General features: G+C 39.2%; 13 protein-coding genes and 1 pseudogene. 6 read left to right on the top strand and 8 right to left on the bottom strand.

Features of this window, described 5'->3' with window-relative positions; all coding sequences use genetic code 11:
• Positions 1-382: 382 nt before the first annotated feature.
• Positions 383-529 (top strand): annotated as a pseudogene (locus HH219_RS21985) (GNAT family protein); the annotation flags it as partial.
• 204 nt (positions 530-733) lie between these two features.
• Here HH219_RS21985 and HH219_RS10595 read toward each other — a convergent pair.
• Together HH219_RS10595 and HH219_RS10590 are read right to left on the bottom strand one after the other, a co-directional pair.
• Positions 734-1,360 carry a trimeric intracellular cation channel family protein gene (locus HH219_RS10595; RefSeq protein ID WP_169327418.1) on the bottom strand — a complete coding sequence of 209 codons (627 nt, stop codon included), beginning with the start codon at positions 1,358-1,360 and terminating at the stop codon, positions 734-736.
• Between the two features lie 53 nt (positions 1,361-1,413).
• Positions 1,414-2,748 (bottom strand): amidohydrolase, encoded by a 1,335-nt coding sequence (locus HH219_RS10590; RefSeq protein WP_169327415.1) that lies wholly within the window; start codon positions 2,746-2,748, stop codon positions 1,414-1,416.
• Positions 2,749-2,799: 51 nt separating this feature from the next.
• Here HH219_RS10590 and HH219_RS10585 point away from each other — a divergent pair, with 51 nt between their 5' ends.
• The 4 genes from HH219_RS10585 to HH219_RS10570 all read left to right on the top strand — a co-directional run bounded on the left by HH219_RS10585 (position 2,800) and on the right by HH219_RS10570 (position 5,382).
• Positions 2,800-3,477, top strand: a complete 678-nt coding sequence (locus tag HH219_RS10585) for a Crp/Fnr family transcriptional regulator (protein ID WP_054204764.1) — start codon at positions 2,800-2,802, stop codon at positions 3,475-3,477.
• Positions 3,478-3,541: 64 nt separating this feature from the next.
• Positions 3,542-3,961, top strand: a complete 420-nt coding sequence (locus HH219_RS10580) for a hypothetical protein (RefSeq protein WP_169327414.1) — start codon at positions 3,542-3,544, stop codon at positions 3,959-3,961.
• Between the two features lie 88 nt (positions 3,962-4,049).
• Positions 4,050-4,553, top strand: a complete 504-nt coding sequence (locus HH219_RS10575; RefSeq protein WP_169327413.1) for an Mpo1-like protein — start codon at positions 4,050-4,052, stop codon at positions 4,551-4,553.
• 37 nt (positions 4,554-4,590) lie between these two features.
• On the top strand, positions 4,591-5,382 hold the full coding sequence (locus HH219_RS10570; RefSeq protein WP_169327412.1) for an SDR family oxidoreductase: 792 nt from the start codon (positions 4,591-4,593) through the stop codon (positions 5,380-5,382).
• A gap of 41 nt (positions 5,383-5,423) precedes the next feature.
• Here HH219_RS10570 and HH219_RS10565 read toward each other — a convergent pair whose 3' ends face one another.
• Entirely contained in the window at positions 5,424-6,383 is a 960-nt protein-coding gene (locus HH219_RS10565; protein WP_169327411.1) for a HEAT repeat domain-containing protein, read from the bottom strand.
• Positions 6,384-6,645: 262 nt separating this feature from the next.
• On the opposite strand from HH219_RS10565, the gene HH219_RS10560 reads away from it, so the two are divergent.
• Entirely contained in the window at positions 6,646-7,086 is a 441-nt protein-coding gene (locus tag HH219_RS10560) for a DUF4826 family protein (protein WP_054204759.1), read from the top strand.
• Between the two features lie 69 nt (positions 7,087-7,155).
• On the opposite strand, the gene HH219_RS10555 is transcribed toward HH219_RS10560, so the two are convergent.
• The 5 genes from HH219_RS10555 to mnmA form a co-directional block, all read right to left on the bottom strand.
• Complete coding sequence (locus HH219_RS10555) at positions 7,156-7,614, bottom strand: GNAT family N-acetyltransferase (RefSeq protein WP_054204758.1); 459 nt, start codon at positions 7,612-7,614, stop codon at positions 7,156-7,158.
• Between the two features lie 12 nt (positions 7,615-7,626).
• Positions 7,627-8,772, bottom strand: a complete 1,146-nt coding sequence (locus HH219_RS10550; RefSeq protein ID WP_054204757.1) for a cupin domain-containing protein — start codon at positions 8,770-8,772, stop codon at positions 7,627-7,629.
• Positions 8,773-8,903: 131 nt separating this feature from the next.
• Positions 8,904-10,274, bottom strand: a complete 1,371-nt coding sequence (purB, locus tag HH219_RS10545; protein WP_054204756.1) for an adenylosuccinate lyase — start codon at positions 10,272-10,274, stop codon at positions 8,904-8,906.
• 32 nt (positions 10,275-10,306) lie between these two features.
• Positions 10,307-10,909, bottom strand: coding sequence for a high frequency lysogenization protein HflD (hflD, locus tag HH219_RS10540; RefSeq protein ID WP_054204755.1), 603 nt, complete (start codon positions 10,907-10,909; stop codon positions 10,307-10,309).
• Positions 10,909-12,009: a tRNA 2-thiouridine(34) synthase MnmA gene (gene mnmA, locus HH219_RS10535; RefSeq protein ID WP_054204754.1), complete on the bottom strand. Its 1,101-nt coding sequence runs from the start codon at positions 12,007-12,009 to the stop codon at positions 10,909-10,911. Before mnmA ends, hflD begins: the two co-directional genes overlap by 1 nt.
• Positions 12,010-12,150: the final 141 nt, after the last annotated feature.

The following is a 12,150-nucleotide window of genomic DNA, read 5'->3' as shown; positions in this document are numbered from 1 at the left end:
ATTGATGACGATAGGTATTTCATACCATTAGAAGAGTACATTTATGTATTGTCCGAACTCTCAAATTTAACAGTCAATATTGAGGGATTACATGAATAAATATTCGTGGGGATCCCTCAGTACCCAAACCACCTCAAGATGCGAGTTTCAGTTGGAATTAAAAGCGATTTAGACAAGGCATTGATTGCAAGTAATAGTGGTTCTATTGTTAAAATCAATAACGCAGAATAAATCACTTTTAAACCAACCCTTTGGGCGTTTCACAGGGACTTACTCTCTGCGTTGTTACTTCTTAAAAGGGATGGCCATTCTTACAAAATAACGCCTTGATATTAAGCCCCTGTGAAACGCTGAATTCTGTATCTTGAGGTGGTTTGGGTATTTGTTTGGTAATGGTGCGTCAGAATCTGTATTAAAAAAGCTTGGCTTTAAAGAAGAAGGTATCCGTAGGGCAAGTGGCTACTGGAAGAATGAATATCATGACTTAAAATGCTATGGATTATTGAAGCCTGAGTTTAGGGCCTGTTGACCTTTGCGGATTAAAATTCGTTCAACCGCGGGGCGATTTAATCGCAGCGCGAGGCAGTATCAAACAGGCTGCTGCAAATTCAACCTTGAAAGGTCAGCATACCTTAATAAAGGTAGCCAAAAATAGAGTGAATTTATCATTTAAACATTCATTGGAATAAATCCCGACTTACAGATAGTCCATGCATTTTGATAGTCTTGCAAATTATTTTCTGGGCGTCCTTTTTCTAAATATATTAGGTTGCCAACCCCAATGTAGAGCACCTAGCCTTAAAAACACGGTGATGAATAATGAGCCCACAATACACCATATATAAGACACATTGAGTAAAAAGAATCCGGCGTAGGTCAAACCACCACAAAAACAGGCGGTTGAGTAAAGCTCATCGCGCATAACCAAGGGGACTTCTCGGCAAATAACATCACGCATTAAGCCGCCAAATATGCCAGTGGTCATACCCATAGTAATGGCGACTATCATGGTTGTGCCTTCAAGAAGAGATTTTTCAATACCGACAATGTTGAATATAGCCATGCCGATTGCGTCGACGAGGAGCATATAATAATTCGATACGTCAGGTAAGTGGCGAATAAATATAACAGCAATAAAAATTGCACCATATGTAGCGTATAAATAATCTGGTTGTGTTATCCAAAAAACGGGTTGGTTTAATAGCACATCACGAAGTGTACCACCGCCAAGTGCGGTAACGGAACCAACCACAACCACCCCAAAGCCACCAATGTTTTTTTCATGACCCATTAATGTCCCAGAGATTGCGAAAAAGGCGACCCCAATTAAACTTAAAAAATGAAAGTAGTCTGATGTCACTATGTGTCTCTTTTTCATTTATTAATAGTGCGAGATACTAACGCAGTAAAAATTTATTCTTCCTGAATATGCGTAACGTCATGCGTTTTTGCAAAAAAATCCACAACCAAGTTCGTCATTGCATTTACCCCTAATTGCAGGGCTTTTTCGTCGGCATAAAATTGTGGTGAATGGTTACTCGCTGCGCTTTTTGCATTTTTACCTTGTGGCGTTACACCTAAAAAGAAAAACAATCCAGGGGTCTCTAAGGCGTAATAACTAAAATCTTCGGCTCCTGTAATTAAATCCGTTGTAATAATATTGTCTGCACCAGCTACTTTTTCAAGTGTTGGGGTCATTAGTTGGGTAAGTTGAACATCATTAACTGTAACCGGATAGCCGTGGTTAATATGCACATCAGCTTTAGCGCCTGCTGATTCAGCAACAAGCTCAGCGGTTTTCACTAAACGTTTTTTAATATCGGCTCGCATCGTTTGGTCAAAAGTACGTATAGTACCAATGAGTTCAACACTATCAGGAATGATGTTTGAACGGACGCCACCGTTAATTGCACCAAACGAGATCACCGACGGCGCTTTTGTAACATCCACTTGGCGAGATGAAATAGTTTGGGTGGCCATAATGATTTGTGATGACGTTACAATCGGATCGACCCCATTCCAAGGACGAGAACCATGAGTTTGGCGACCTTGTACGTTAATTGTGAATGAATCTTCACTGGCCATAAGGGGGCCTTCACGAAAGCCAATTTTACCTGTGTTAAGTGAACTGGTTACATGCAAGCCAAAGACAGCAGCTGGTTTTAGCTTAAATAAACCTTCTTTCAACATCAGCTCTGCGCCACCTTCTTCACCTTCAGGAGCGCCTTCTTCAGCTGGCTGAAATATAAAAAGTACATCACCGGCTAACGCATCTTGAATTTTAACGAGTGATTCGGCTACGGCCATTAAAATGGCGACATGGTTATCATGACCACAGGCGTGCATTACACCCACTTTATTACCACGGTAAGTTGAGGTTTGAGTAGATGCAAAGGGTAAGTCTACCAATTCAGTGACTGGTAGGGCATCCATATCAGCGCGCAATGCGACTAAAGGACCTTTTTTGCCACCTTTTAATTTGGCGACGACACCGGTGTGAGCAACGCCTGTTTGTACTTCAAGACCGAGTGATTTTAAGTGCTTAGTTATGTATTTTGCGGTTTCAAATTCCCGATTACTAAGCTCTGGGTATTGATGTAAATGACGGCGCCAAGTGATGACTTTTTCGCTAACACTGTGGTTGGCTTTTTTTAGTTTTTTGTTTATACCATCATTAAGATCGGCAGCCAAACATGGCGAGGATAAAGCACATAGCAATAAACTGCTGTAAATAATTTTGTGTAACATGACAATCCCTTTTATTATTTGTTGATTAACACCAATGTAGAGCAAAGTGCAATGAATGAACAGGATCGTGCGATAATCAATCAAGGGGGCTGGTTTAGTAGTCGATCAAATGAATTGCAACTCGCTTTATTATCGTCAGCAAAAATAATTGAATTAAATGCAGCTGATGCGCTTTTTCACCGAGGTGAGGCTAATAGTGGCTTATATGCGGTACTTGCCGGAGTTATGCGAGTTAGTGGCGTTAATGGTGAAGGTAAGGAGGCGGTGCTTAGTTTTATCGATCCTGCTATTTGGTTTGGTGAAGTTGCTCTATTTGATGGCGGACTACGTACGCATGATGTATATGCACAAACACAGGTTAGATTGCTACATATACCACATCGCGCACTGATCCAATTGTTAGCACTAAACCCGATTTACTGGCATGATTTTGGTATATTGCTATCACAAAAAATACGGCTATTGTTTAGTTCACTCGAAGATCATGCGCTATTAACTGCACAGCAAAAAGTATGTAAACGTCTTGCTATGATGGCCGTAGCAGTGCCTTTAAGCAGCAATAAAGCAACGATTATGTTATCGCAGCAACAACTAGCAGATATGACCTATCTAACACGTCAAACAATTAATCAAATACTACAAATATTAAGCGAAAAAAAGCTTATTTCGTTGCACTATCAGCGTATTGAAATCCTTAATAAGAAAGAGTTGGCTTTACTAGCGCATTAATCCCTTTAAGTCTGTTGGCGTTAAACTTGCTTCGTAAATGCATACACTCAATGGATTTGAAATAATGACCTCACTTACTTTTAATAATCAGTACCGCACAGAGCCATATAGTGCACCCGTTCAAGTAAAAACTATTGCCCATCCTAAAGCGGCAACGACTTTGCCTGAGGTGGCAAATACTAGCCAACCTGATACGGCTAGCCGGCTTAAAAATCCATCCTATGAAAAAAAATTTTTAGATGAAGCAAAAGAGACCCTTATTTATCAACGTTTAGGGGTCGATAAAGAAAAAATTGATGAGCTCAAAGCGGCCATTGAAAAATTGGCTGAGCAAATTCAAGAGCAAGGCGGTGATAGCAAAGATTTAGCTAAAAAGATGGAAGCGCTTCAAACGATGCTTGAACAAGAGTACCAAAAGGGCCGTGAGCTACAACCTAAGACACCGGATCACGATAAAGGGAAAATTATAAGCGCATTTGTGTAAAAGGAATTTTAAAATGTCGGGTAGCAGACATTGTTGCGTCATGTAAGGTGCTAAAGTGATGAATAAAGCATTTTTATAGAGCATCAGCATGAAAACACTTCAACAGCAATTAGGTAACTACGGCTTGTATCATCGTTCAAGACGAAATGTAATTACACATTTTTTTGGGATCCCATTAATTATTTTTGCGGTACTGTGCTTATTAGCGCGTATTCAGCTACCTTTTGCTGAGTATATTATTAGTGGTGCCGATATTTTTGTATTGGCGAGTGTGATTTATTACTTAACGCTGAGTATGTCATTGGGTTTGATAATGGCGGCTATTCTAATACTAATGACTATTGCAGCAGTGCCCGTTGCGAGCCTCAGTTTAAATAGTTGGCTGATTATGAGTATCGGTACTTTTGTATTTGGCTGGGTACTACAGTTTATTGGCCATTATTATGAAGGCAAAAAACCGGCTTTTGTTGATGATTTAATTGGATTGATAATCGGACCGTTATTTGTGTTAGTTGAAGCACTTTTTCTACTTGGATTATACCAAGAGCTAGAGCAGCAGATCAGCGATATAGCGGGTCCTACAAAACCTTAATAATCAAAACCATAATAATTAAAATCATAGGTAGAATATGAACTTTCATAATAAGACTGTGTGGATCACCGGTGCATCATCAGGAATTGGTAAAGAATTAGCAATACAATTTGCAAACTTAGGCGCTAATATAATTTTATCAGCAAGAAGTACCGATAAGCTCAAGCAACTTTGTGATCAATTACCGCCAGGGCAGCATAAAGTGATCCCACTTGATTTATCACAGCCTGAGCAGGTACTTGAATATGTAACAACTAACATGGCTGATATTGGTAAAGTTGACATTTTAATTAATAATAGTGGTGTATCGCAGCGTAGTTTATTTTTAGAAAATGACTTTGCCGTGTATCGCCAACTTATGGAAGTTAATTACTTTGGTTTAATTGCGCTTACAAAAGCGGTGTTACCAAGTATGGTTGTTCAAGGTAGCGGCTCTGTAGTGTCGATAAGTAGTGTGGCGGGTAAAGTAGGCTCTAAATTTAGAACGGGTTACTCAGGCTCTAAATACGCAGTTGTTGGGTTTATGGATTGCCTGCGAGCAGAAGTTGCCGATAAAAATATTCATTGCTTGACGATTTGCCCGGGCTCGATAAAAACCGCGATTGCTCATAACTCACTTAATGAGTATGGAGTTGCACAAAATAAAGCAGAAGAGTCAATTGAAAATGGCATGGCTGTAACCGCTGCGGTAAAGCAGATGATTAGTGCCATAGCCAAACGTAAAGATGAAGTCGTTGTTGGAGAGGGGATCAGTGGCTGGGCTCCAACCATTAAGCGTTTCTTTCCAGGCTTTTTTAACCGTATGACAGCGAAAAAGAACTACCGATAAAAGACGAGTAAACACATTGTTTACTCGTATAACCTATATTCTTATAGGTATAAATTAATTAATTCAGTTGTCCAAAGAGTCTCTTTGCTATTTTTCTTATTAAGACCAGTTTGAGCTTCAGCTAAAAAAGAGCGACTTTGATCTGTATTTAAATCGCCAATTGCTTTTAATGCCATAGCACGGTCAGACCAAGTTTTACTGTTTTCATAGAGGTCTTTTAGTAATTGAAAATGTGCAACTGATTGCATGTTACCTAGTGATGAGATAGCAGCTAAACGTATATATTCACCATCATGTTTAGTTAGTTCAACAAGATAATCAATAGCGGTTGGGTTATTTGAGAAGCCTAATTGATAAACATCAAGGTAAGTAATATCTTTATCTAAGTTAGCTTTAATTTTACTAATAAGAGTTTGTACATCAGCATTCGATAGTTGTTGCTTGTATAGTGCTCGGTTAATTTTAGCCGATAGCTCCTTGACTAAAACATCCATAGGCTGATTTAAAGTTGGTTCAATAATCTCGTCAAAGCTCCACACTGGCACTTTACCGCGTTTTACATACACACCAATACGCTGGGTATTTTCAGGTGTAATAATATCAGCACTGAGCATAGTAAAAGTAATAAAAGGCGTATACGCATTGGTTCTATGATTGCGCATATTTAATTTATTGATACGGATTTCAGTGTCGCTTGTATCTAATACACTTGCAGGTAAACCACGGGCCTGTAGCTCAAGAAGCACATTTTTTTGTAAAAACTCAACGGGAGCAAGAGGTTGGTTGTCGAGGATTAAATCAGCTTTTAGCACACCGTGATTAAATGGTGTTGTGCTTGTGTCTCTTTTATCTGAGAAATTAAGGTTATGTGTAGTTACATTATCAACTTGATACTGATTGGTTGATGTTACAGGTGCAGTAATTTTATAACTGCTTGGAGCACAGCCTTGAATAGCGACAAAAGTAGTGGCTAGAAGTGTTGTTTTAATTAGATTTTTCATACATATTCCATTTTATAGTTATGATGTTCCCGCTTGGGGAGCAGTATTATTAATTTAAACGGAATAAAATGCAATCTGTGATTTAGCGAATAGAAATGAGGCCGTAACAGTATTCACTAAAATTTTTAGTAAGAATTCGAATTAATAGCGCGATACGATATTAATTTGACACTAAATAGCAAAGGAAATTGATCGTTTCTACTTGCACCGATAATTATATAGAATTAAAGTGTCATCAAGTTGTAAAAGAGAATTAAATGTTATGGAACAAAAACAAGTAAAAGACTTAACGCCAGAAGAACAAGCACAGCAAGAGAATATTCAGTGGCAGCGAACGTGTTTTCAAAATGCACAAAAGCATTTAGCTGAAAAAGGCGTAATGCCAAAAAGTTTGTTTGAGAAAGAAAGCCGCTTTATTGCGCCATTGTGTGCATTGTGGAAATTTAAGGCTCAAGATGGTAAAAATTATTGGGTGATCACGGGTCGCTTACCAACAGATCATGCGTTGGCGTCGGCTGCAGAAAATGCACGCGACGCTTTAAGATATTTTTCGTTTCAATGGCAGTTAAAAGCGGACCAGCTTTTAGAAACAGCAGGAAATGATAAAACGTCCGTCGACTTTGCTAATTTGTTAGTAAACCGTGCGCATGGACTTTATGAAATGTACGAAAAAGAAGAGCTGTGGGTTAACGAGCCAAAATAGTAAAATATAAACCCAATATTCCCTATACGAGTTATTTTAAGCTAGTGGCAATAAAATAACTCGTATTAATTAATGTACTAAAGTAAATGGCTTCGTATCAAATAGATTAATAGGGCACTGCATTCGCTGCCTAGGTATTCCTGCTTCCATAAAAACATGGCCTTGTTGTTCAAAGCCATTACGTTTAAAACGTTCTACTTCATTTAAAATACAATTAATGCTTACTCGTTCGCAGCCTTGCTGCTGTGCGAGATTGACAATATAGGTAAGTAAAGATTTATATACTGAACGATTACGATGCTCTGGTAACACGGCTATACGGCCAATTAAACCGTCTTTGCATAATCGCCCTGTTGCGACGGGTGTTTGCGCATCATCTGTAACAAGTATGTGATAAGCAGACCGGTCGAGACTATCAAACTCGATGTGCTTGGGTATATGTAATTCACATACAAATACCCGTTCTCTTATATGTTGTAATAAGTCCTTGCCTTTATCCCATTCTACCTTGTTGATATGATAGCTCATAGAAACCTACTCCTAACAAAACCAAATACCCTCATTTAATAGTGTAGTAAAGGTTTGTATAAAAACTAAACTATTTTTTGAACTATTCAGTTGCACTGCTGTCACCATGGTGTGATCAGTGAGTAATTTAACTGCTGTTAAATCATTTAATGGAAGCGAGTAATTTTCACCGTTGACGCTGAGAAGTATTTCATTATCAAAAACTTGATATAACGCGCGGGTGCCGCCTAAGCGTTCAAAAAACAGTTCATTATCTTCTAATAGTGCAGTTACTTGTTCGCTATTAAATAAATCTTCTGGTGGCATTAAATCCATCTCGTGCTTAGGTTGACTCAGTGTTGTTCCTAGCCAAGAAGTAAATAAATCGTCATCATCAAGCATTGCTTGCATTAATAACTTAATGTTATCGGCTTCTGTTGCTTGGATCTCACCTTTAGAATCGCGCAGTTTTATTGCGGGGTCTTGATAACGACTATTTCCAGCTTCTTTATCAATAATATGATCGGCAAAGTTTGATAATAAATCACGCTGATTTGGTGCGCGAAAACCGATTGAATAGTTTAGGGCATTTTCTACTGCGTAACCCTCATGTGGGCACCCTGGTGGAATGTATAAAATGTCGCCGGGCTCGAGAATACAATCAATAATCGCAGGAAATTGTTCAACTTGTAATAAACTTTTATTTTGTGCAAATTGTTTTAGGTTACTATCTGGCATACCCACTCGCCAGTGACGCTTGCCTTCACCTTGAATAATAAATACGTCGTACTGATCTAAATGTGGGCCTACACCACCATTAGGCGTTGAAAAACTGATCATCAAATCATCTATTCGCCAATTTGGAATAAATCGAAACGGTTCGAGTAGTTGTGAAGCTGTTGGGTGCCAGTGGTCAACTGCTTGTACTAATAGGGTCGAGTTTTGCTCTGTAAGTAATTCAAAATCTTCAAATGGACCGTGGTGTGCTTGCCAATCATTATTATGATTTGTGATTATCCGCGATTCAATACTCTCTTCCATAGCAAGGCCAGCAAGTTCGTTGGCATCAAGTGGATCAACAAAGTCTGCAAAACCTTGTTTTATCAAGAGCGGTTTTTTTTGCCAATATTGAGTTAGAAATTGTTGCTCAGTTAAGCCATTTATAGTTAGTTGATACATGCTGCGCCCGTTAAAAATGAAAAAAGCGAAAGGCTAGGGCCTTTCGCTTAGTAGTCTATACCCAAACCACCTCAAGATGCGAATTCTGCATCGAGAGGTTGGGTACATTAAAATTAGTTGTTGCAGAAAGCTTAAACTAGGTTGTCGATAAACTCGACAGCACGGCCAATGTAGTTAGCTGGCGTTAGCTTTTTCATTTCTACTTTAGCTTCATCTGGTAAGTCTAAACCATCGATAAAATCAGCCATGATTTCTTGATTTACACGTTTACCACGGGTTAAATCTTTTAGCTTTTCATATGGTTTTTCAATGCCGTACTTACGCATTACTGTTTGAATTGGTTCTGCTAGCAATTCCCAGTTTTGGTCTAATTCGTCAAGTAAACGTTGTTCGTTTACTTCTAACTTGCTGACACCTTTAAGCGTTGATTGGTATGCAATTAGTGCATAACCCATACCTACGCCTAAATTACGTAGTACTGTAGAGTCAGTAAGATCACGCTGCCAGCGAGAAACAGGTAGCTTTTGTGCAAGGTGTGAGAAAATAGCATTAGCTAAACCTAAGTTACCTTCTGAGTTTTCAAAATCAATTGGGTTAACTTTATGCGGCATGGTTGATGAACCAATTTCACCGGCAATGGTTTTTTGCTTGAAGTGGTTAAGGGCAATGTAGCCCCATGCATCACGATCGAAGTCTAATAAAATTGTGTTAAAGCGTGCAATAGCATCAAACAGCTCAGCAATGTAGTCATGCGGTTCAATTTGCGTAGTAAACGGGTTGAATGTTAAACCAAGGCTCGTTACAAATTGCTCTGCGTGATTGTGCCAATCGTAATCAGGGTAAGCACTTAGGTGAGCGTTGTAGTTACCTACTGCGCCATTGATTTTACCTAGCATTTCAACTTGTGCAATTTGATCACGTTGACGCTTTAAGCGCATATAAACGTTTGCAAACTCTTTACCCATAGTTGAAGGTGTAGCTGGTTGACCGTGAGTACGAGTCATCATTGGTACAGCTTTATACTCAATCGCTTTTTCTTTAATTGCGTTAAGTAACTTATCGCAATAAGGAAGTAATACTTCGTTACGCGCTTCAGTTAGCATTAAACCATGAGATAGGTTATTGATGTCTTCTGATGTACATGCAAAATGAATAAATTCATTAATGGCATGTAGCTCTGCGTTGTCAGCTACTTTTTCTTTTAATAAGTATTCAACTGCTTTAACATCGTGGTTTGTGGTACTTTCGATGTCTTTTACACGCTGTGCGTCTGCTTCACTGAAGTTATCAACAATCGCGTTAAGTAAAGCATTTGCTTCGTCGCTAAATGCCGGTACTTCTTTGATTTCGCTTGCTGCAGCAAGGGCTTGTAACCAACGAACTTCTACTGTTACACGGTACTTGATCAAGCCAAATTCGCTGAAAATACTGCGTAGTTCAGTGGTTTTGCTGCCGTAGCGACCATCCACCGGAGAGATAGCTGTTAACGCTGAAAGCTCCATAATAACTCCTAAATTTTAGTTTTGAACGATAATTAAATATGGTTTTTAGCAATGGCGATAATGCTTTTTTTCGAAAAGAAAAAATGACGGCGTTTTCCGCCCATTTGTCGCCATAATACAGCACTACGAATACCTGCTAATAATAAGGCACGTATTTTGTGTTGTATTAATTGCTGTTTTAGTAAGTCAGGTTTGCCATAAACCTGTATTCGGTGCCCTAGGGGGCTAAGCACCTTTGAATAAATATCTGCAAGGGCAGCAACAACAGTGTCATCAGTCACTGAAAAATGATCAAGACGACGCTTGATATCATCTATGCTTTTCCCAAGCTCTGCTAAGCTACTTGGTTTTGCGCTTAAAGCACGCTCTAATTGCATTAAACCGCCAACGTATTTGACGATTTCAACATCTTTTTTTTCACCCGCACTGAGCTGGTCAAGTAAACTTTTATAGCCATCTCTTAAATTTTCAGTACCTTGGTATACATCACTGGGTGAATCAGGCGACGTTTGCACAATACTTGTAAATAGCTTTTCTAATTCATAATCGTTGCTACTACCGAACTGCGCTATTTTTTGAACTTGCTTAGCAACTTGGCACATGGCTGCTAATGCCATGACTTGGTGTTCATTCATTATTTGATCACCGAGTCTATAATACCGCCGCCTAAACAAATCTCGTTGGCATAAAAAACGGCTGATTGACCTGGCGTTACCGCTTTTTGTGGCTCATCAAATAATACGCGAGCTAGGCCATCATCACCAACTAATAGCGTACAGCTTAAGTCTTCTTGGCGGTAGCGAGTTTTTACTGTACAACGAGTCGTGCCTTTTGGCCCAATACGATCAACCCAATGTAGCTGGTTGGCATTTAAACCATTGCTGTATAGACGAGGGTGGTCTTTACCTTGGCCAACAATGAGTACATTACGCTCTAGATCTTTATCAACCACATACCATGGTTCGCCTGAGCCTTCTTTCATTCCGCCAATGAGCAAACCTTTGCGTTGTCCTAATGTGTGATACATCAAGCCTTCGTGTTCACCTACATTGTTACCGTCAGTGTCTTCGATAACACCTGGTTGTGCAGGTAAAAATTTTTGTAAGAAATCTTTAAACTTACGTTCGCCAATAAAGCAAATACCGGTGCTGTCTTTTTTATCGTGGGTAATTAAATCTTGTTCTTCAGCAATACGGCGCACTTCTGGTTTGGCAATATCACCCACAGGGAAAAGCGTTTGCGCAATATGCTCATGACTTAATGTGTATAAGAAATAGCTTTGATCTTTGTTATCATCGAGGCCACGACACATTACATATTTATCATCGCGTAATTCACGACGGACATAATGACCTGTTGCAATAAAGTCAGCACCGAGAGCGGTTGCTGCAAATTCTAAAAAGGCTTTGAATTTGATTTCTTTATTACACATGATATCAGGATTCGGTGTACGGCCTGCTTTATACTCAGCAAGAAAATACTCAAATACGTTATCCCAATACTCTGCAGCAAAATTAACGGTGTGCAATTCAATGCCCAATTTATCACAGACCGCTTGTGCGTCTTTTAAATCGTCTGCGGCGGCGCAATATTCATCATTATCGTCTTCTTCCCAGTTTTTCATAAACAGGCCTTCAACTTTATAGCCTTGTTGTTTTAATAAATAAGCTGATACAGAAGAATCAACACCGCCGGACATGCCAACGATGACTTTAATGTGACTATTTTCGCTCATGGGTAATTTCGCTTATACAGGTTGCTGTCATTTAAACTACTAGCGCATATGTGCATTACAGAGATAAAGAATAGAGGCTCTGATTAACCACACAGACTATGAAAGGCCGCGATTATAGCATGTAAATAGACAGCCAAGCCA

Origin of the sequence: Pseudoalteromonas sp. NEC-BIFX-2020_015, assembly GCF_012952265.1 — a bacterium.
Classification (GTDB): domain Bacteria; phylum Pseudomonadota; class Gammaproteobacteria; order Enterobacterales; family Alteromonadaceae; genus Pseudoalteromonas; species Pseudoalteromonas neustonica.
This window is presented reverse-complemented; position numbering and strand designations above follow the sequence as displayed.